Source organism: Thiorhodovibrio litoralis (assembly GCF_033954455.1).
GTDB classification, from domain to species: Bacteria; Pseudomonadota; Gammaproteobacteria; order Chromatiales; family Chromatiaceae; genus Thiorhodovibrio; species Thiorhodovibrio litoralis.
In genome coordinates, this window is the sequence record NZ_CP121473.1 from 3,131,025 (window position 1) to 3,149,481 (window position 18,457).

Genomic DNA, 18,457 nt, shown 5'->3' on the forward strand with positions numbered 1-18,457 from the left:
AGACACCGCCATGATCAAGCGACAAAAGGATTCGACCTGCCTGTTCGTGCTCGACACCAATGTGCTGATGCACGACCCGACGGCCATTTTTCGCTTCCACGAGCATCACGTCTTTTTGCCCATGGTGGTGCTCGAGGAGCTTGACGCCGGCAAGAAAGGCATGTCGGAGGTCGCCCGCAACGCCCGTCAGACCAGCCGTTTTCTCGATGATCTGATCAGCGACGCCAGCCGCGAAGACATCGACGCGGGCCTGACAATACACATGCTTGGCGAGAACAGCCGCAGCATCGCCGCGCCGCCTTCGGGGCGGCTGTTCTTTCAGACCCAGCCCCTGTCGGCGACCGCTGCGATCAATCTACCCGGGAAAAACGCCGACAATAATATTCTCGCCACCGCACTGGCGCTGCGCGAGCAGCGCCCGGAGCTGCAGGTTGTCATCGTCTCCAAAGACATCAACCTGCGCATCAAGGCGACGGTACTCGGCATCGACGCTGAGGACTATTCCAACGACCAGGTACTCGATGATGTCGACCTGCTCTACACCGGCCTGCGCACGCTCCCGGCCGATTTCTGGGACAGGCACGCCAAGACGCTCGACTCCTGGAAAGAGGAAGGCCGCACCTTCTACCGCATCACCGGGCCAGACCTGACCGACTGGTACCCGGGCGAATGTCTGTCACTCGAAGACAACCCGCCGTTCGAGGCCATGGTGCGGGAAAAGCATGGCGAGCAGGAAGCCATCATCGAGCTGGTCGAGGACTACAGCCTGCCGCGGCACAACGTCTGGGGCATTCGCGCGCGCAATCCCGAGCAGAATTTCGCGCTCAACATGCTGATGAATCCAGAGATCGACTTCGTCACCCTGCTCGGCACCGCTGGCACCGGCAAAACCCTGCTGGCGCTGGCCGCCGGACTGGCCCAGGTGCTCGATCGCAGCATCTACCGCGAGATCATCATGACCCGGGTGACGGTGCCGGTGGGCGAGGATATCGGCTTCCTGCCAGGCACCGAGGAAGAAAAAATGACTCCCTGGATGGGGGCACTGATGGACAACTTGGAAGTACTCACCCAGACCGAGGGCGGAGAATGGGGCCGTGCCGCCACCAACGACCTGGTGCGCAACCGCATCCGCATTTCATCGCTCAACTTCATGCGCGGGCGGACCTTTCTGCACAAATACATCATTTTGGACGAAGCGCAGAATCTCACCGCCAAGCAGATGAAAACTCTCATCACCCGCGCCGGCCCTGGCACCAAAATCGTCTGCCTGGGCAACATCGCGCAAATCGACACCCCCTACCTGACCGAAACCAGCTCCGGGCTGACCTATGTGGTCGATCGGTTCAAGGACTGGGAACACAGCGGCCACATCACCCTGATTCGCGGCGAACGCTCGCGCCTGGCGGATTTTGCCTCCGACCGGCTATAAGATCCTGCATACCTTAAGCCATCGTCGTTTCTGATTTTCGACGACGCAGGAGAGGAAGCCCGCCAGATATGCTGTGGGGATGTTGCTGCGGGGATATTGCTGTGGGGAAGTCAGAATGCTGCCGTGGGTCACGCACTGGCGCGCATGACCCGCGGCATTAGCTGGTACTTACCAGCGCGAGCCACCGCCGCCGCCGCGGGAGGGGCGATCGCTGCGTGGCTTGGCCTGATTAACCCGGAGCGGGCGGCCTTTGAGCGGGGTTTCGTTCAAGGCTTTGATGGCGGCATCGGCTTCGGAATTGTTCGGCATCTCGACGAAGCCAAACCCTTTGGAGTCACCGGTGAATTTGTCGGTGATTAAATTGGCGCTCTCCACCTGGCCATAGGCACCAAAGGTGTCGCGAAGTTCGTCTTGGGTGACGCCATAAGCCAGGTTGCCAACATAGATATTCATCAATCGTTATCTCTCTAAGAACATTGCGCATCGAATAAAAAGTTTCCCGGCGAGCGATGCGCGACCAGCCGGGAGATACTCAGGCCCCATCCGTTATGGAGTGGACCACGATATAAAGTAGATCATCCCTGGGGATGACGCTAGTGGGGGATTACCTGAAAAATTTCGCTAACGCGCGGCTCTTGGTGCGTCCCTGCTCGCAGACCGGGGGCTCTTGCGTCCGCGCCCGCCAGCACCTGGCGGTGTCTGGCGACGTGCCCGCGGTGGCCTAGAGCGCGGACGGGCATCCGCGGAATCCTCCGTCTCCCCGCTGCTCGCCGGGCGGTCGGAAAAACCCGCGACTGGCTGATTGTCGATCCGCCGACCGAGCAAACGCTCAATGCCGGCGAGCAGTGAGCGTTCCTCCGGGCTGACCAGCGAGACCGCGGTGCCGTTCTCCCCAGCTCGCCCGGTGCGGCCGATGCGGTGGACATAGTCCTCCGGCACGTTCGGCAGCTCGTAATTCACAACATGCGGCAGACGTTCGATGTCGAGCCCGCGCGCGGCGATGTCGGTGGCGACCAGGGTGCGCACCGCGCCGCGTTTGAAATCGGCCAGCGCGCGGGTGCGGGCGCTCTGGCTCTTGTTGCCATGAATGGCCGCTGCACTGATGCCATCGCGCTCGAGTTGCTGCGCGAGCCGGTTGGCGCCATGCTTGGTGCGGGTGAAGACCAGGGTTTGATCCCAGCCGCCGCTGGCGATCAGGTGCGAGAGCAGCGCGCGTTTGTGGCCGCGGGCGATTGGGTGCGCCAGCTGGCGCACGGTCTCGGCCGCGGTATTGCGGCGCGCGACCTCGATGCGCAGAGGATGGGTCAGCAGGCCGGTGGCCAGCTGCTCGATCTCGCGTGAATAGGTGGCGGAGAACAATAAGTTCTGGCGCTTTGCCGGCAGCAGCTTGAGCACGCGGCGGATGGCGGGCATGAAGCCCATGTCGAGCATGCGGTCGGCCTCGTCGAGCACCAGCAGTTCGATTCCAGCCAGACTCAGATTCCCCTGATCGGCGTGGTCGAGCAAGCGCCCGGGGGTGGCGACCAGAATATCAACGCCACGGCGCAACTCGTTGGTTTGTGGTCCAATGCCGACACCGCCAAAAATCTGCAGGGCGCGCAGCGGCAGGAACTGGCCGTAGGCGCGCACGCTCTCGCCAACCTGAGCGGCCAGTTCGCGCGTGGGCGTCAGCACCAGCGCGCGCGGCCTGCGTGAGCGGGGCGCGCCGCGGCCTGAGGAGTCTTGTGTGGTCGGCTGGGAGCTTTCGCTCAGGCGTTGCAACAGCGGCAAGGTGAAGGCGGCCGTCTTGCCGGTGCCGGTCTGGGCGCCGGCCATTACATCGCGACCGTCGAGGACAGCCGGGATGGCCTGACGTTGAATCGGTGTGGGCTGGGTATAGCCTTGCGCTTCGACAGCGCGCAGCAGTTCGGCCGACAGGCCGAGGTCGGAAAATGACATGGAAACTCCTGAAGATATCTGGGTGGCCTACCCAGAATTCAGGCTGGGCCGGTATAGGCGTCGGGGTAATAACGTTGGCGAACTTGTAGTGCCTAAGGTGTGCGATCAACGGGCGGGCGGTAAGGCGGACATCCGTGAGAGCGGGCAGCACCTACCGGAGGGCGCTGCATCTTGGGGTGCACCATACGCGAATAGCGCGGAAAAGCAAGCACAATATTCGCCTGCCCCGATTTCAATCCCGCGTTTCGCGCACGCTGCGCAAGGGCCCCGGCAGTGCCCGCTAGTGCTGGGTTTTCGCCCGTGGGCGCAGCGATGTCGCGCGGCCACTCCTTGGCATCCTCGTGACAATTGGCATTGCAAACTTTTGCCAACGGGACATGAACGGTACTTCACAAGTTCGGAACCTGCACGTATACTCGGGGACCATTCGCTTTGGCGAATACGCAACTCGGGGCCGCGGGAGCGGTCGGACGGGCAAGAGCCAACTGACGACAACGGCTCGGCCCACGCGACCAACCTTGGCAAGAAAGCCTGGGTCGTTTAAGCAGTCCCGGTTTCGTTGTGACATAAACCGCTTATCCCGCAAGACGTAACCATTCAGGAGAGAGACAATGAGAAAGTTTTCAAAAGTGCTTGGCGCTGCAGCAATTGTAGGCGCAGCTGCGTTCTCGATGGGTACCGCGCAGGCTTGGTGGGGTCCCGGTTGGGGTGGCCCTGGCGGCTACAACAACAACGGCTGGGGCGATGGCCTCGGTGACATGTTCGGTGACGGTTATGGCAACATGGACTTCAGCATGTCCGGCGGTGGCGGTGGTCGCGGTTATGGTCGCGGTCGCGGTTACGGCTATGGCCGTGACAACTATGGCTACGGCTACGCCCCCTATGGCTATGGCCAACCCTACGGCGGCGGCTACGGCCCGGGCTATGGCTATGCGCCTCCGGCTCCTTACGGTGCTCCCTATGGCGCGCCGGCTCCTGCCGCTCCGGCAAACAGCGGTGAGTCCAAGTAAGTTGACTTGACCTGCCCTCTCGCGAGCAGACCGCTCGCGAGCTGGCGCTTCAGGCAGTCATTTGCTTGATGCATGAGGCCGCGCCCTGTGGGCGCGGCTTTTTTTTTGCCCGCCATTTTTGACCTGCCAAATGCGCGCACCCGGATGGTTTGGCGCATGCCCTGGCGGCTGATTCGGCGCGTCGATCAGCTCGCGTCTCTTGATCTCCGTCAATGACAGCTGCACAATGGCAAAAAATCGAGACGGAGTGGAGCGCTTTGAGTCAGGAAAAGATTATCTCGTTTGAAAATATCCGGGTGGCTTGTCGCAACTGCTCGCTCAACGCGCTCTGTTTGCCGATGGGTCTGGCGAGCGAGGATGTCGAACGACTGGAGAGCGTGGTCAAGCGCTCGCGCCCTCTGCATCGTGGCGAACACATTTTTCAGGGCGGCGAACGTTTTCAGTCGCTGTTCGTGGTTAAGACCGGATCGGTCAAGACCTATACGCCAAGCCCTGAGGGCGGAGAACAAGTGCTCGGCTTCCACCTGCCGGGCGAGCTAATCGGCCTGGATGCGATCGATCAGGACTTTCACTCTTGCTCGGCACGGGTTCTCGAGACCTCGGCGATTTGCGAAGTTCCCTTCAAGCGGCTTGAGGAACTGGCCGCCACCCTGCCCTCGCTGCAACATCAGCTCTATCGGCTGTTGAGCAAAGAGATCGTCGAGGAATCCGAACTGCTGATGCTGCTTGGCAAACGCAATGCCGAGGAGCGCCTGGCTGCGTTTCTGGTGAGCCTGTCGCAACGACTCGGGAAACGGGGCCTTTCGACAACGGATTTCCACCTGAGCATGTCGCGCCATGAAATCGGCAACTACCTCGGTCTGGCAGTCGAGACCGTCAGCCGGCTCTTTACCCGCTTTCAGGACGAACGCCTGCTGGATGTCGACCGCAAGCATGTTCAAGTTCGCAACATGCCAAGGCTCGAGGATCTCGCCGGCATTGCGCGCAACCAAACAAGCTGTCGCGAAACCAGCTAAAATTTGCGGTTTTTTCTCAGGGTTTTTCGTTATGCACGAGCTTCGCAATCGGCCCTCGCGGTTTCTACCTGCCCTCCCCGGCATCGGGCGACCGGCCATCAGCATCCCGACTGCACTGTTGGCGACCTTGCTGTTGTTCTTCTCCGGCGCTCTGCTGGCATCCGAGTCTGGCGCCGCGCATCTGGATCTGACCACCACCTGGGTCGGCTTCACCTCGCTGCTGATTTTTGTCGTCGCCTATGGCCTGGTGATGACCGAGGAGTTCACCCATCTCCCCAAATCCAAGCCGGTCATGCTAGCGGCGGGCCTCATCTGGCTGCTGGTGGCTTACTACTATTCCACCCACCATGGCTCGTCACATGCGCCGGCCGAAGCGGTGCGGCACAACATCATGGAGTATGGCGAGCTGTTTCTCTTCCTGCTCGCCGCCATGACCTATATCAACACCATGGAGGAGCGCCTCGTCTTCGACGCCTTGCGCTCCTGGCTGCTGCGCATGGGCTTTAGCTACCGCACTTTATTTTGGATGACCGGCTTCATGGCCTTTCTCATCTCGCCGGTGGCGGACAATCTGACCACGGCACTGCTGATGTGCGCGGTGGTGATGGCGGTCGGCGCGGACAATCCGAAGTTTGTCGGCTTGGCTTGCATCAATATCGTCATCGCCGCCAACTCGGGCGGTGCCTTTAGCCCGTTCGGAGACATCACAACCCTGATGGTATGGCAGAAAGGCCTTGTGCCCTTCGCCGAATTCTTCCGCTTGTTCATTCCATCGTTGATCAGCTTTTTGGTGCCGGCCTGGTTCATGCACAAGGAAATTCCCAACATCAAGCCCGCCGCCAGCGACGAGCGCGTGCGCATGAAACGCGGTGCCATCCGCGTTGTGCTGCTGTTCATGGCAACCATCGCCACGGCGGTGAGCTTCCACAACTACTACCATCTGCCGCCGGTGCTGGGCATGATGACCGGGCTGGCCTACCTGGGCTTTTTCGGCTACTACCTCAATCGCACCGGTGAGCTCGCGACCGTGCGTGCCGGAAACATCGTCGACAGCATCCCCTTTAACTTCTTTAACAAAGTGGCGCGCGCCGAATGGGACACTCTGCTGTTTTTCTACGGCGTGGTGCTGTGCGTTGGCGGCTTGGGCTTTATCGGTTATCTGTCGCTGGTCAGCCATTTCGCCTACGACGGCATGGGGCCAACCATCGCCAACACCTTGGTCGGGCTTCTTTCAGCCGTAGTCGACAATATTCCAGTGATGTTCGCGGTACTGACCATGAACCCCGAGATGAGCCACGGGCAGTGGCTGCTGGTGACCCTGACCGCCGGTATCGGCGGCAGCCTGCTCTCAATCGGCTCCGCCGCTGGCGTGGCGCTGATGGGCCAGTCGAAAGGGATGTATACCTTCTTTGGCCACCTCAAATGGGCACCCCATATCGCAGCCGGCTATTTCGCCGCCATTGCCAGCCACTTCATTATCAACTTCGGGACCTTTGCTGAAAAGGTGAGCTGAAGCACGACCTTTGGTTCTAGTACCTCATTTCAGCTTAACTTGCGGATATAAGTGCTTCAACTTCACACGCGCTTTGTCGTTGGTGAATTGCCAGTCGACGCCGATTTGGGCCTCGTTGCGTTGTTCTGCCCAGGCGGCGGTTTCGCGGCGAAGCGTTTCGATATCGCCGATGCGGCGGTCTAGGCACTGCTTGGTCATGACACTGAGTTCGATTTCGGCAATGTCCAACCAGCTGCCGTGCTTTGGTGTGTAGTGGATTTCCAAGCGCTCGATCAACCGCCGCGCTTCCTCAGGTGGGAAGGCTTTGTACAGAGAGGCGGGCGTATGCGTATTGAGGTTGTCCCAGACGATAACGACTTTCTCGGCGTCGGGATAGTCCACGTCCAGCAATGTCTTGATTTCTTGGGCTAAATCGATCGCGGTTTTGGTTTCGCGCACACTGACTTTGCGCCATTGCCCCAAGGGTTCTGTGATCATGAAGTTCACCGCCGTACCGGCGCGCTCATATTCATAATCGTAGCGTTCGGGTTGGCCCGGTTGCATCGGCAGGGGCTGGCGTGTCTCGGCAATCAACTGGGTCGGTTGTTCATCAATGCAGACAACTGGCTTCTTGGGGTCGTAGGGGCGGCGGTAGACCTCCAGGACATCTTCCATTTGCGCCACAAAGGCGGCGTCTTCCCCGGGGGGAATCACCCAGCACTTGCGCCGATGCGGTTGGAGTGCGTTTTTTTTAGTGCGCGCATCACCGTGGGTGCCGAGATGCTCTCAACGACATCCAGTTCCACCAACTTCCCCGCGAGTAAATTCAACGTCCAGCGCGCGTATCCGGGAGGCGGCTCGCTACAGGCAATTTGCACCAACCGCGCCTGCTTTTCCCCATCGAGCAGGGGCTCGCAGCTCGGGTGCTCACGTTGCTTGCGTGAAAGCGCCGCTTCAAATCCTTGTTCGACGAACCGCTCGCGAATGCTGAAGACAGTGCGCGGCGCGCAACCGAACGCCTCAGCGGCTTGTGCATCGCTCCAATTCGCCCCTTCGGCATCGACCTTGAGCAATACATTCGCATGTTTGATCTTCTGCGCCGCCGCTTGCCCTTTGCTCACCAGGTCTTCCAACAAACCACGCTCTTCATCGCTGAGACGGACTACATATTTCTTTGTCATAGCGGTATCTCCTTCTGCAATGCTCTAAGAGATACCACTAGCGGCTTGTTTTCGCAACATAAGCCGAAATAAGGTACTAGGCCGGGTGACGGGCGCGGGGTTTTGCAGCAACAGGATGCCGCTGCAAAGCCTAACTTTTTAGCCAGACACAGGCTCCACCACTTGCCTTGTCGATGGCCTGCAGCCGGCCGCGATGGGCTTCGAGCTCTGCCTCGGTAGCGCGGATGACCGCTAACGGCGGGCGATCTGTCGATAGAGTGCGAACCGCCCGCGGCCCCTGCCCCGGACGGCTCGATGCTGGCTCCTGATCCAGCGCCAGGCTGCCCTGACCGCCGGTCATGGCCAGATAGACCTCGGCCAGAATCTCGGCATCGAGCAGCGCGCCATGCAGGTCGCGCCTGGAGTTGTCAATGTTGTAGCGCTTGCACAGCGCATCCAGGCTGTTGCGCTGCCCCGGATGACGGCTGCGGGCCAAAGCCAGGGTATCGATCACCTCGCACTGGCTCTCGACCTTGGGAGAGTCCTTCCGCCACAACCGCAGCTCGTGATTCAAAAAGCCCAGGTCAAAGGCGGCGTTGTGAATGATGAGTTGCGCACCGCCAATGTAGTCGAGAAAGGTTTCGGCGACCTCGCCGAAGCGCGGCTTGTCGGCGAGGAAGTCGCTTGAAATGCCATGCACTTCGACCGCACCCTCCTCCACCGCGCGATCCGGCTGCAGGTATTGGTGGAAATTCCGGCGCGTCAAGCGCCGGTCCACGAGCTCGACACAGCCGATTTCGATGATGCGGTGGCCTTCCTTGGGCTCAAGCCCGGTGGTTTCGGTGTCCAGCACAATCTGTCGCATGGCGATTTATCCTGAGGTTTTCGCTAGCCCTGCAATGCCGCGGTTGGCGAGCTGGTCGGCGATTTCATTTTCGCGATGGCCGCTGTGCCCGCGCACCCACTGCCAGCGCACGCGATGCCCAGACAGAGCGCTGTCCAAGCGCTGCCACAGGTCCTGATTCTTGACCGGCGCGCGCGCCTTGGTCAGCCAGCCGTTGCGCTTCCAGTTAGCCATCCAACGTTCCACGCCATCGCGTACATAGCGCGAGTCGACGGTGAGAATGACCTCAGTGGGGCGTTTGAGCGCCTCCAGCGCCTGAATCACCGCCATCAGCTCCATGCGGTTGTTGGTGGTGGCCGGCTCGCCACCAAATAGCTCTTTCTCCACCGTGCCATAGCGCATCAGCGCACCCCAGCCGCCTGGGCCCGGATTGCCCTTGCAGGCGCCATCGGTGAAGATCTCGACTGCTTGGGTCATACCTCAATCTCTGCCTCTTCGTTCACGACTTGACTTCCTCGCATCCCCTCACTGCTCATCCCTGCGCCTTCAATCACGGCTCGACTCCCGCGCCGTGGGCTTGACCGCGCGACCGGGCAAGAGCGATGGCCGCGGCTTCCAGCTTGAACGCAACGGGGTCAATGTCGACAGCCGCTTGACCGCGCGGACCGCGTAAACACCGCCAAAAACCGGCCAATAGCGCCCGCCAAGGTGATCCATCCAGTCGAGCCGAGGCGAGAACGCCCGCCGCCACGGCGGGCGGAACACCAGCATGCGTTTGACCTCGACATGAAAGCCGATCAACTTAAGCCAGTCGCAGACGCGAAACAGCGTCAGGCGCGAGCCGCACCAGGGCACGACACCGCGCCGCCGCGGCCACACGCGCCGGACACCCCAGGTACTGAGAGGATTGAAGCCAAACAAAAACACCCGCCCCTCGGCAACCAGCACCCGGTCGACCTCACGCAAGACCCGGTGCGGGTCGGGGGAGAAATCCAGACTATGCGGCAGCACCACGGCATCCACGCTGTCGGCAGCAAAGGGCAGCCGCGCAAGCTCTCCTTTCAGCGGCAGCACCCTGCCCGGTGTCGCACCCGTCAGCGCCCCGGCTTCGGTCTGCAACCATAGCCGATGACGAATCCGACAGGCATCCAGCGCACTGACAAAGGGCTCCGCAGCGCCGACCTGAAGGAGAAAATAACCAAAGGCATCCTCGAGCAGACTCTCGAGACAATCCGCCTCCGCCTCCGCGACACCGCGCCCGAGCGGGCTGCGGTACCAGGCATCGAGCGCGGTCAGCGGGTCCGCTGATATGGCATCGCAGTCTTTCATGAAAGCTCCTTTGGAGCGAAGGCGGAAATGACCGCCAAGGATAACGCGCCCGAGCTTTGTTCGCAGAACCGAAAAACTCGGATAAGACTGGCAATCGTCAGGGTTATCCCGTACAGTAAGCTTTGTAATAGTGTTATTCGCTCAATCGTTGCGGGTCAGCTTGGCGCATCCTAGCAAGCATGGTGGACAAACTTTGTCCTTATCCTGACTCAGTTCTTACCCCGTTAGTTCTTATCCCACCGGAGGATCAGTGTGTGACCGTGACAGAACACTCTGCCCGAGAGCCACTCACTGGCAAGGCTCAAGCCATCAAGATTCCGACGTTAAAAGCGCCAAATAGCGCCCGCTCCGGTATCAGCTCCCGCATGAGCCCCGGCAAGAACCCTAGCATCCTGCCGGGCATGCGGCCTGTTATCCACCGGTCCAACATTGGCGCCCACCGCCCAAGCGCCGCGGGAAGCATCCGCCGCTCCGCACTGCTCGCCACGCTGCCGCTGGCCATGGCGACACTCAGCGGCTGCGGCTCGACGCCCGGGCGAAATACCGACATGCTCGCGGACCAGCCGCGCTCAGTATCGGCGCGCGAATACGGCTTTGTTCGCCCCGCCATCGATCCTCAATCCCTGGCGCGCAATCACAGCGGACGCGCCGCGCGAGGTGATGCAGTTGCATCCCTCGCCATCTCCGGCAACCCCTGGCAGCGCATCAGCGGCGGCCGCAGTCTGAATATCCCGGCGAATCCGCGCGTAGCCAAAAGCCTGGAGCAGCTAGCCAGAAACAAAAACTACCTAAACGAGCTCGCCGCCCGCGCGCGCCCCTACCTCCACCTGATACTGACTGAGCTCGAGCGCAGCGGTCTGCCGACCGGGCTGGCACTACTGCCCGAGATCGAGAGCCGCTATAACCCGCGCGCCGTCTCACCCATGCGCGCCGCCGGCATGTGGCAGTTCATGCCCTACACCGGCAAGGAAATGGGCCTGGAGCAGAATGCCTGGTACGACGGCCGTTACGACGTGATGGCATCGACTCGCGGTGCCGTGCGCTATCTGCGCGAGCTCAACCAAGACTTCGACGGCGACTGGGCGCTGACCCTTGCCGCCTACAATGCAGGCCCGGCGCGCGTGCGCGCCGCCCAGAAAGCAAATGAGCGCGCCGGCAAGCCGACTGACTACTGGTCACTCAACCTGCCAGGCGAGACCGAGGAATATGTGCCCAAGCTCCTCGCCGTCGCCAGCCTGGTGCAAAGCCCCCAGCGTTACGGACAGCGGCTGCCGGCATTACCCGCGGGCTCGCCATTGGCCGTCGTCACGACCCAGGCGCCGGTTGACCTGGCACAAGCAGCCCGCGCCAGCGGCATCTCCGCCAGGACCCTGGCCAGGCTGAACCCCGCGCTCAAGAAAGGCCGCAATCGCGCTGGACAGACCGCCTATCTGCTGGTGCCGGTCGAGGCGGCCTCGCGCCTGAGCCAACACCTGAGCCAGGTCTCCAGTGGCACAGACAAGGCCTTGGCATCAACAAGACAAGCTCCGGGCGGCAGCTCCTGAGCGCTTTTCTTAATAACGCGTGGCTGGCCTCAGAAAACAAAAGTTTTTTTGATTTTACTGGACCTTTTCCCGAAACAGGTATAGCCTAACAAATAAGGCGTCGCCTGCGATGCTCGATCACCGCCTGGGTATTTTCTTGAGCCTAATCATTACCCAGGGTGCATGATGCAAAGGCTGTTGTGCATGTCCGCCCCGAGGGGAAAGCCTGATGCCCAAGCGGACGCACCCACTTGAACCAACAGGTTCAAGAACAAAGGACGGTACCGGCACACGCGGGGGGCGCCGTTTTTTTGCCCGACACTCTTGCGGCTAATTCCCCTATCGCTCCAATCCCTCTCGCCCCAATCCCTCTCGGTCGATCTTAAGTTAGCCATTGTTCCAGGCTGATCGCAACCATGAGCGCCAGCAGCCTGTGCCAGCAATGATTCCCTCCGTCGCGTCGCTTCGGCGCGAACTGCGCTCCAGGCGGCGATCGCTCAGCCCAAGCACTCAGCGTCAGCACGCGCAACGGGTTGCCGCGCGCATCCTGTCCCTGCCTGGAATCGCGAGGGCTCGGCGCATCGCGCTCTATGTCGCAGCCGATGGTGAACTCGATCCGACCCCGATCCGCAAGCGCCTCGCGCGCGCCGGCCTCCACTGGTATCTGCCGGTGATCACCTCATGTTCTCCGCCACGCTTGGCCTTTCATGCCGATCGCACGCCTCGGCGGCGACGCCCCAATGCCTTTGGCATTCCGGAACCTCCCCATCGCCGGCAGGCTGCGGTGAAGCTGTTGGCGCTCGACGTGGTTTTGCTACCACTGGTCGGATTCGATGCCCACTGCCAACGCATCGGCATGGGGCTTGGTTTCTACGACCGCCGTTTTGGGGATATTCGTTCGCGCGTGCACTGGCACCGGCGCCCGCGCCTGATCGGTCTGGCTCACGAGTGCCAACGTCTGGAGTCCATCCACGCCAAACCCTGGGATGTCGCCCTCGATGCTGTGATCACCGAGGCGGGCCTCTATCGCTGTGGCGCGGATCAGGAACGCACAAACGCCAGAGTAGAATCTTAATTATCCCTTAACTATCGTTGATAACTTCCTGTTATAAAATTTCTTGTTGCGGCAATCGTCTGAGTCGCTGTTGACGGGTTTGACCGAGTATTCGCAACCGCTTATACTGCGCGGCTGTAACGACGGACCCGCATTCGCTTGCGCCATCCGGGATCAACCGTGGGCTTGGGCTTTACTGAGTTGCCCCGCCCCACCGACAGCGACCGGTTGCGAAAAACCGGTGATCAGAAAACGGTCTGAAAATGGACGGGACGATGGCGCAGCCACACCAGGGCAGAGCCGAAATCCGGCATTTGCTGCGCTGGCAGGGGATCATGACAGCAATCATGTTGCTTGCGGCAGCACCTTTTGGCTTTGCTGCCCTGCTCTCCGCCGCAGTTGGAGGCGCCGCGTGCCTGCTGGCGAATCTGGCTGCTGCCTTTTGGGTCTTTCGTCGCTATCGTGCACAACAGCCGGGCGCCTTGGTGCTTCGGTTTTATGGTGCTGAAATTGTCAAGATCACCTTGATTCTGACACTTTTTGCGATCGCCTATGTGGCGTTCGAGAGTTTGATTTTGCCGATTGTGCTGGGGAGCTATCTGATCGTCCAGACAGTACCGGCGCTGATTCCCGATCGCTCCGGCGATGGATCGGCGCAGCGTCGCTGCTAGCGAGATCACATAGACCCGCACGTTCTGCATCATTTTTATCTATTACAAACGCAATCGAGAAGAACCCCACGGGCCATCCCATGTCTTCAGAAGCCGCGATGACCGCACAGGATTACATCCAGCACCATCTGACCAACCTGACCTTTGGCTGGCATCCGGAGTATGGGCTGGGCTTTGCGCGCGACAGCGCAGAAGCCGCCGAGATGGGCTTCTGGGCCTTTCACGTCGACACCATGTTCTTCTCGCTGCTGTTGGGTGGCCTCTTCCTGTGGTTCTTCAAGCGGGTTGGAGAGAAAGCCACGGCTGGAGTTCCCAGTGGCGCTCAAAATTTTGTCGAGTGGATCATCGATTTCATCAATGAGAACGTACGCGGCTCCTTCAGCGGCCAGAATCCCATGGTCGCGCCGCTGGCGCTGACTATTTTCATCTGGGTCCTGTTGATGAATACCATGGACCTGATTCCGGTCGACCTGCTGCCGTTCTACTTCCAGCATCTCACCGGAACCTTCGGCGCCGATCCGCATCACGTCTTCCTCAAGGTGGTGCCGACGACAGATCCCAACACCACCTTCGCAATGTCCCTGGTGGTCTTTTTCCTGGTGATCTACTACAGCATCAAGGTCAAGGGCGTCGGCGGTTTTGTCGGCGAGCTCACTCTGCAGCCCTTCGGCAAATGGGGCATGCCGGCCAACCTGTTGCTCGAGGGCATCAACTTGCTCTCCAAGCCGGTCTCGCTATCCCTGCGACTGTTCGGCAACCTCTACGCGGGTGAGATGATCTTCATCTTGATCGCAATGATGTACGGTCAAAACATTATCATGGATGTCTCCGGCGGCGCGCTGCAGCTGGCCTGGGCCATTTTCCATATTCTGATCGTGACCCTGCAGGCGTTCATTTTCATGGTGCTGACCATCGTCTATCTGGATATGGCACATCAGGAGCACCACTGATTCGGCTCGTTTCTGATCCAGTTCGTTTCTGATGCGCGTCGCTCAGCCTTTTTCTTTCTGTTTCACTCTTTAATTTCCAACACCCACGGGGGACACAATGGAACTTGCACAAGCCGTTCAATTCATCGCCGCTGGTCTGATGCTTGGTCTGGGCGCTGTCGGCGCCGCGATTGGTATCGGCGTACTCGGTGGCCGTTTCCTCGAAGGTGCGGCGCGTCAGCCGGAGCTTATTCCAATGCTGCGCACCCAGTTCTTCATCGTCATGGGTCTGACCGACGCACTGCCGGTCATCTCGATCGCCATGGGTCTGTACTTGATGTTCGCTGTCTGACGCGCCTCCGGCACCACTCGCCGGATACCTGTCACCCGTCTCTCCAGAGGCTTACGGATGAATATCAATCTCACACTGATCCTCCAGATGATCTCCTTCACGGCTTTCGTCTGGTTTTGTATGACCTATGTCTGGCCGCCCATCATTCACGCGCTCGACGACCGTAAAAAGCGCATCGCTGAAGGGCTGGCTGCCGCCGAGCGTGGTGCCAAAGAGCAGGAGCTCGGCCAACAGCGCGCGCTTGAGGTAATGCACAAAGCCAAAACCGATGCCGCCGAGATCGTCAACCAGGCACAGCGCCGCTACAACGATATCCTTGAGCAGGCCAAGCAAGACGCCGTTGCCGAAGGCAGCCGGCTGAAGCACGCGGCCGAGGCTGAAATCGAGCTGGAGACCAACCGCGCGCGCGAAGAACTGCGTGAACAGGTCGCCACACTCGCGATGGCCGCGGCTGAAAAAATCCTCCAGAAGGAAATCGACGCCAGCGCACACCGCGAACTGGTCGAGTCCTTCGCCAAGCAAATTTAAGGCGAGACCATGGCCGGAGACTTCACGACGATCGCCCGCCCCTATGCCGAGGCTGCCTTTGCGTTGGCCAAGGCCGAGGATGCGCTCGAGCCCTGGTCGCAGGCGCTGATGACCTTGGGCGCCATTGCCGCTGACCCGCAGCTCGATACCGTCATCGGCAACCCGAATGTCGCGCGCGAGCAGCTCTGCGACTTGGTACTGGCCGTCGCCACTAGCGACTCCGGCGCCAACGCACTGCCAAGCGGCCCAGCCAATCTGGTGCGTCTGCTGGCAAACAATGATCGCCTCCCTGCCCTGCCGGAGATCGCGCGCATGTTCGATCTACGCAAGACGGCCGAGCAAGGGGTGCGCAAGGTCCTGGTCCGCAGCGCTTTCCCGCTCGACGATCAGGAACAGCAGGGTCTGATCACCTCATTGAAGGCCCACTTCGGCGCCGAGGTCGAGCTCAGCGTCGAGCAAGACGAGAACCTGATCGGCGGCGTGGAAATTCGCGCCGACGACCTGGTCATCGACAGCTCGATCCGGGGCAAGCTGCAGCAGCTCTCAAACGAATTGCAATTCTGAACGGAACACCGCCATGCAACTGAATCCTGCCGAGATCAGTGATCTGATCAAACAGAAAATCGAGCAGTTCGACCTCAAGACCGAGGCGCGCGCCGAAGGCACCATCGTGAGCCTGACCGACGGCATTGTCCGCATTTACGGACTGTCCGACGCTCAGTATTACGAAATGATTGAGTTCCCGAACAACACCTTCGGACTAGCGCTCAACCTCGAGCGCGACTCGGTCGGCGCCGTTATCTTGGGCGACTACACCCACCTCTCTGAAGGCGACTGGGCACGCTGCACCGGACGCGTGCTGGAAGTCCCGGTCGGCGAAGGACTGCTCGGCCGTGTGGTCGACTCCCTCGGCGCCCCGGTCGACGGCAAGGGGCCGGTCGATTGTAGCGAGACCTCATCGATCGAGAAAATCGCCCCCGGCGTCATCCAGCGCCAGTCGGTCGATCAACCCCTGCCCACCGGTCTTAAGGCCATCGACGCCATGGTCCCGGTGGGTCGCGGCCAGCGCGAGCTAATCATCGGCGACCGCCAGACCGGCAAGACCGCGGTGGCCATTGATGCCATCATCAATCAGAAAAACACCGGCGTTAAATGTATCTATGTGGCCGTCGGCCAGAAGAACTCCTCGGTTGCAGGCGTGCAGCGCAAGCTCGAGGAATTCGGCGCCATGGACCACACCATCATCGTGCATGCCGGTGCCTCGGACTCGGCTGCGATGCAGTTCATTGCCCCCTACGCGGGCTGCGCCATGGGCGAGTACTTCCGCGACAAGGGCGAGGATGCGCTCATCATCTACGATGACCTGACCAAACAGGCCTGGGCCTATCGTCAGGTGTCCCTGCTGCTGCGCCGCCCGCCGGGCCGCGAAGCCTATCCGGGTGATGTGTTCTATCTGCACTCGCGTCTGCTTGAGCGCGCCGCGCGCGTCAACGCCGACTATGTCGAGAAGCAAACCGGCGGTCGGGTGCGCGGCAAGACTGGCTCGCTCACCGCGCTGCCCATCATCGAGACCCAGGCGGGTGACGTCTCGGCCTTCGTCCCGACCAACGTCATTTCCATCACCGACGGGCAGATCTTCCTCGAAACCGATCTGTTCAACGCGGGTATCCGCCCGGCCATCAACGCCGGTCTGTCGGTTTCGCGTGTCGGTGGCGCAGCCCAGACTAAGATCATCAAAAAGCTCGGCGGCGGTATTCGTCTGGCACTGGCCCAGTATCGCGAGCTGGCGGCCTTCTCGCAGTTCGCCTCCGACCTCGACGAGACCACCCGCAAGCAGCTTGAACGCGGCGAGCGCGTGACCGAGCTGATGAAGCAGATGCAGTACTCACCGATGACCACGGGCGCCATGGCGGTGTCGCTGTTCGCGGCCAACGAGGGCTACCTCGATGACGTGGATGTCGGCAAAGTGGTGGCCTTCGAGCAGGCGCTGCAGGGCTACATGAAAAGCTCGCACAAGAGTCTGATCGACAAGATCGACGAAACCGGCGACTACAGCGACGACATCAAGGAAGCCTTGCACCAAGCCATCAAGGACTTCAAGGCTAACAACACCTGGTAAGCGCGGGTAGCGCGCGGCCTCGCTCTCCCTCAGGCGCGCCGAGCGCCTAGGGGGATGCAACAGCTGCGGCTTGCCCAGCGCTCACGAGCCCATGCGCACCCCAGGGGTGCCATCGATTAACCAGGAACGCATCAGGAACTCCTCATGGCTGGCGCTAAAGAAATTCGCACCAAGATCACGAGCATCAAAAGCACCCAGAAGATCACGGGCGCGATGGAGATGGTCGCCGCATCCAAGATGCGCAAGGCGCAGGAACGGATGCAGGCAACCCGTCCCTATGCGGAAAAAATGATTCAAGTTATCCGCCATCTGGCCAAGGCTTCGCCCGAGTATCGTCACAGCTTCATGTCGCAAGAACGCGAGGTAAAGCGAGTCGGCTATATTGTCGTCTCATCCGACCGCGGTCTGTGCGGTGGCCTGAACACCAATCTGTTCAGAATGCTGGTCAAGGAATTCAAACAAAAGCGCAGCGACGGCATCGACATTACGTTTTGTACCATCGGCACCAAGGCGCTTGGTTTTTTCAAACGTTTTGGCGGCGAAGTGAAAGCGCAGGCATCGCAACTTGGCGACAAGCCCCGCATCGCCGACATCATCGGCCCGGTCAAGGTCATGCTCGACGCCTTCGAGAGTGGCGAGGTCGATGCGGTCTACATCGCCTATAACGACTTCGTCAACACCATGACCCAGAAGCCGACGCTGCGCCAGCTGGTACCCATTCTCCCCGAGGATGATCAGCCGGCCGCCTCCGGCCCGGTATGGGATTACATCTACGAGCCCGACGCCCGCCTGGTGCTCGACAACCTGCTCGCCCGCTATATCGAATCGCTGGTCTATCAGGGTGTGGTCGAGAACGGCGCCTGCGAACAGGCTGCCCGTATGGTGGCGATGAAATCCGCCTCCGACAACGCCGGCAGCCTGATCGACGAACTGCAACTGGTCTACAACAAGGCGCGCCAGGCCGCGATCACCCAGGAAATTTCCGAGATCGTCAGCGGAGCTGCGGCTGTCTAGCTGCCCTAACCCTGACGTGCGTCACCGTTTTTCAGAATTTAATTTTCGA

At 60.6% G+C, this 18,457-nt stretch carries 19 protein-coding genes and 1 other RNA gene; 14 read left to right on the plus strand and 6 right to left on the minus strand.

Annotation, left to right across the window (positions count from 1 at the left end; translation table 11 throughout):
• Positions 1–10 precede the first annotated feature (10 nt).
• Positions 11–1,429: a PhoH family protein gene (locus Thiosp_RS13900; protein ID WP_201064999.1), complete on the plus strand. Its 1,419-nt coding sequence runs from the start codon at positions 11–13 to the stop codon at positions 1,427–1,429.
• 168 nt (positions 1,430–1,597) lie between these two features.
• On the opposite strand, the gene Thiosp_RS13905 is transcribed toward Thiosp_RS13900, so the two are convergent.
• Both Thiosp_RS13905 and Thiosp_RS13910 read right to left on the minus strand, forming a co-directional pair.
• Complete coding sequence (locus Thiosp_RS13905; RefSeq protein WP_201064996.1) at positions 1,598–1,882, minus strand: RNA recognition motif domain-containing protein; 285 nt, start codon at positions 1,880–1,882, stop codon at positions 1,598–1,600.
• Positions 1,883–2,050: 168 nt separating this feature from the next.
• A complete protein-coding gene (locus Thiosp_RS13910) occupies positions 2,051–3,367 on the minus strand; it encodes a DEAD/DEAH box helicase (RefSeq protein WP_201064993.1) in 1,317 nt (438 codons plus the stop codon).
• 611 nt (positions 3,368–3,978) lie between these two features.
• Here Thiosp_RS13910 and Thiosp_RS13915 point away from each other — a divergent pair.
• From Thiosp_RS13915 to nhaD, 3 genes are all read left to right on the plus strand, one after another.
• Positions 3,979–4,377, plus strand: a complete 399-nt coding sequence (locus Thiosp_RS13915) for a sulfur globule family protein (protein WP_201064980.1) — start codon at positions 3,979–3,981, stop codon at positions 4,375–4,377.
• A 257-nt stretch (positions 4,378–4,634) separates the two neighbouring features.
• The gene (fnr, locus tag Thiosp_RS13920; protein WP_201065122.1) at positions 4,635–5,393 is read left to right on the plus strand and encodes a fumarate/nitrate reduction transcriptional regulator Fnr; all 759 of its coding nucleotides are present in this window, start codon (positions 4,635–4,637) and stop codon (positions 5,391–5,393) included.
• Positions 5,394–5,424: 31 nt separating this feature from the next.
• Positions 5,425–6,906: a sodium:proton antiporter NhaD gene (nhaD, locus tag Thiosp_RS13925; RefSeq protein ID WP_201064977.1), complete on the plus strand. Its 1,482-nt coding sequence runs from the start codon at positions 5,425–5,427 to the stop codon at positions 6,904–6,906.
• 24 nt (positions 6,907–6,930) lie between these two features.
• On the opposite strand, the gene Thiosp_RS13930 is transcribed toward nhaD, so the two are convergent.
• The 4 genes from Thiosp_RS13930 to Thiosp_RS13945 all read right to left on the minus strand — a co-directional run bounded on the left by Thiosp_RS13930 (position 6,931) and on the right by Thiosp_RS13945 (position 10,218).
• A protein-coding gene (locus Thiosp_RS13930; RefSeq protein ID WP_323696471.1) for an IS630 family transposase occupies positions 6,931–8,066 on the minus strand; the annotation gives its coding sequence in 2 pieces (ribosomal slippage) (positions 6,931–7,640 and positions 7,640–8,066; 1,137 coding nt in all).
• A 130-nt stretch (positions 8,067–8,196) separates the two neighbouring features.
• Positions 8,197–8,910: a DNA polymerase III subunit epsilon gene (gene dnaQ / locus Thiosp_RS13935; RefSeq protein WP_201063387.1), complete on the minus strand. Its 714-nt coding sequence runs from the start codon at positions 8,908–8,910 to the stop codon at positions 8,197–8,199.
• Between the two features lie 6 nt (positions 8,911–8,916).
• Positions 8,917–9,366, minus strand: a complete 450-nt coding sequence (rnhA, locus tag Thiosp_RS13940) for a ribonuclease HI (protein WP_201063386.1) — start codon at positions 9,364–9,366, stop codon at positions 8,917–8,919.
• Positions 9,367–9,435: 69 nt separating this feature from the next.
• Complete coding sequence (locus Thiosp_RS13945; protein WP_201063385.1) at positions 9,436–10,218, minus strand: class I SAM-dependent methyltransferase; 783 nt, start codon at positions 10,216–10,218, stop codon at positions 9,436–9,438.
• A gap of 260 nt (positions 10,219–10,478) precedes the next feature.
• Between Thiosp_RS13945 and Thiosp_RS13950 the strand changes: the two genes are divergently transcribed.
• The 10 genes from Thiosp_RS13950 to atpG all read left to right on the plus strand — a co-directional run bounded on the left by Thiosp_RS13950 (position 10,479) and on the right by atpG (position 18,408).
• Positions 10,479–11,762: a transglycosylase SLT domain-containing protein gene (locus Thiosp_RS13950; RefSeq protein ID WP_201063384.1), complete on the plus strand. Its 1,284-nt coding sequence runs from the start codon at positions 10,479–10,481 to the stop codon at positions 11,760–11,762.
• A gap of 98 nt (positions 11,763–11,860) precedes the next feature.
• A non-coding RNA gene (ssrS, locus tag Thiosp_RS13955) (6S RNA) lies at positions 11,861–12,045 on the plus strand.
• 138 nt (positions 12,046–12,183) lie between these two features.
• Positions 12,184–12,816 (plus strand): 5-formyltetrahydrofolate cyclo-ligase, encoded by a 633-nt coding sequence (locus tag Thiosp_RS13960; RefSeq protein WP_201063383.1) that lies wholly within the window; start codon positions 12,184–12,186, stop codon positions 12,814–12,816.
• A 242-nt stretch (positions 12,817–13,058) separates the two neighbouring features.
• A complete protein-coding gene (locus Thiosp_RS13965; RefSeq protein WP_201063382.1) occupies positions 13,059–13,466 on the plus strand; it encodes an ATP synthase subunit I in 408 nt (135 codons plus the stop codon).
• Positions 13,467–13,546: 80 nt separating this feature from the next.
• The gene (gene atpB / locus Thiosp_RS13970) at positions 13,547–14,416 is read left to right on the plus strand and encodes a F0F1 ATP synthase subunit A (RefSeq protein WP_201063381.1); all 870 of its coding nucleotides are present in this window, start codon (positions 13,547–13,549) and stop codon (positions 14,414–14,416) included.
• A 97-nt stretch (positions 14,417–14,513) separates the two neighbouring features.
• Complete coding sequence (atpE, locus tag Thiosp_RS13975; RefSeq protein WP_200280342.1) at positions 14,514–14,747, plus strand: F0F1 ATP synthase subunit C; 234 nt, start codon at positions 14,514–14,516, stop codon at positions 14,745–14,747.
• A gap of 57 nt (positions 14,748–14,804) precedes the next feature.
• The gene (locus Thiosp_RS13980; RefSeq protein ID WP_201063380.1) at positions 14,805–15,275 is read left to right on the plus strand and encodes a F0F1 ATP synthase subunit B; all 471 of its coding nucleotides are present in this window, start codon (positions 14,805–14,807) and stop codon (positions 15,273–15,275) included.
• 9 nt (positions 15,276–15,284) lie between these two features.
• Positions 15,285–15,839 carry a F0F1 ATP synthase subunit delta gene (locus tag Thiosp_RS13985; RefSeq protein WP_201063379.1) on the plus strand — a complete coding sequence of 185 codons (555 nt, stop codon included), beginning with the start codon at positions 15,285–15,287 and terminating at the stop codon, positions 15,837–15,839.
• A gap of 13 nt (positions 15,840–15,852) precedes the next feature.
• A complete protein-coding gene (gene atpA, locus Thiosp_RS13990) occupies positions 15,853–17,394 on the plus strand; it encodes a F0F1 ATP synthase subunit alpha (protein ID WP_201063378.1) in 1,542 nt (513 codons plus the stop codon).
• A 144-nt stretch (positions 17,395–17,538) separates the two neighbouring features.
• Positions 17,539–18,408 (plus strand): F0F1 ATP synthase subunit gamma, encoded by an 870-nt coding sequence (gene atpG / locus Thiosp_RS13995; RefSeq protein ID WP_201063377.1) that lies wholly within the window; start codon positions 17,539–17,541, stop codon positions 18,406–18,408.
• Positions 18,409–18,457: the final 49 nt, after the last annotated feature.

What these genes read in the sequence shown, in the direction of transcription:
- Thiosp_RS13900 (WP_201064999.1), top strand. Translation starts at nt 11, where the DNA reads ATGATCAAGCGACAAAAGGATTCGACCTGCCTGTTCGTGCTCGACACC.
- Thiosp_RS13905 (WP_201064996.1), bottom strand. Translation starts at nt 1,882, where the DNA reads ATGAATATCTATGTTGGCAACCTGGCTTATGGCGTCACCCAAGACGAA.
- Thiosp_RS13910 (WP_201064993.1), bottom strand. Translation starts at nt 3,367, where the DNA reads ATGTCATTTTCCGACCTCGGCCTGTCGGCCGAACTGCTGCGCGCTGTC.
- Thiosp_RS13915 (WP_201064980.1), top strand. Translation starts at nt 3,979, where the DNA reads ATGAGAAAGTTTTCAAAAGTGCTTGGCGCTGCAGCAATTGTAGGCGCA.
- nhaD (WP_201064977.1), top strand. Translation starts at nt 5,425, where the DNA reads ATGCACGAGCTTCGCAATCGGCCCTCGCGGTTTCTACCTGCCCTCCCC.
- dnaQ (WP_201063387.1), bottom strand. Translation starts at nt 8,910, where the DNA reads ATGCGACAGATTGTGCTGGACACCGAAACCACCGGGCTTGAGCCCAAG.
- rnhA (WP_201063386.1), bottom strand. Translation starts at nt 9,366, where the DNA reads ATGACCCAAGCAGTCGAGATCTTCACCGATGGCGCCTGCAAGGGCAAT.
- Thiosp_RS13945 (WP_201063385.1), bottom strand. Translation starts at nt 10,218, where the DNA reads ATGAAAGACTGCGATGCCATATCAGCGGACCCGCTGACCGCGCTCGAT.
- Thiosp_RS13960 (WP_201063383.1), top strand. Translation starts at nt 12,184, where the DNA reads ATGATTCCCTCCGTCGCGTCGCTTCGGCGCGAACTGCGCTCCAGGCGG.
- Thiosp_RS13965 (WP_201063382.1), top strand. Translation starts at nt 13,059, where the DNA reads ATGGACGGGACGATGGCGCAGCCACACCAGGGCAGAGCCGAAATCCGG.
- atpB (WP_201063381.1), top strand. Translation starts at nt 13,547, where the DNA reads ATGTCTTCAGAAGCCGCGATGACCGCACAGGATTACATCCAGCACCAT.
- atpE (WP_200280342.1), top strand. Translation starts at nt 14,514, where the DNA reads ATGGAACTTGCACAAGCCGTTCAATTCATCGCCGCTGGTCTGATGCTT.
- Thiosp_RS13980 (WP_201063380.1), top strand. Translation starts at nt 14,805, where the DNA reads ATGAATATCAATCTCACACTGATCCTCCAGATGATCTCCTTCACGGCT.
- Thiosp_RS13985 (WP_201063379.1), top strand. Translation starts at nt 15,285, where the DNA reads ATGGCCGGAGACTTCACGACGATCGCCCGCCCCTATGCCGAGGCTGCC.
- atpA (WP_201063378.1), top strand. Translation starts at nt 15,853, where the DNA reads ATGCAACTGAATCCTGCCGAGATCAGTGATCTGATCAAACAGAAAATC.
- atpG (WP_201063377.1), top strand. Translation starts at nt 17,539, where the DNA reads ATGGCTGGCGCTAAAGAAATTCGCACCAAGATCACGAGCATCAAAAGC.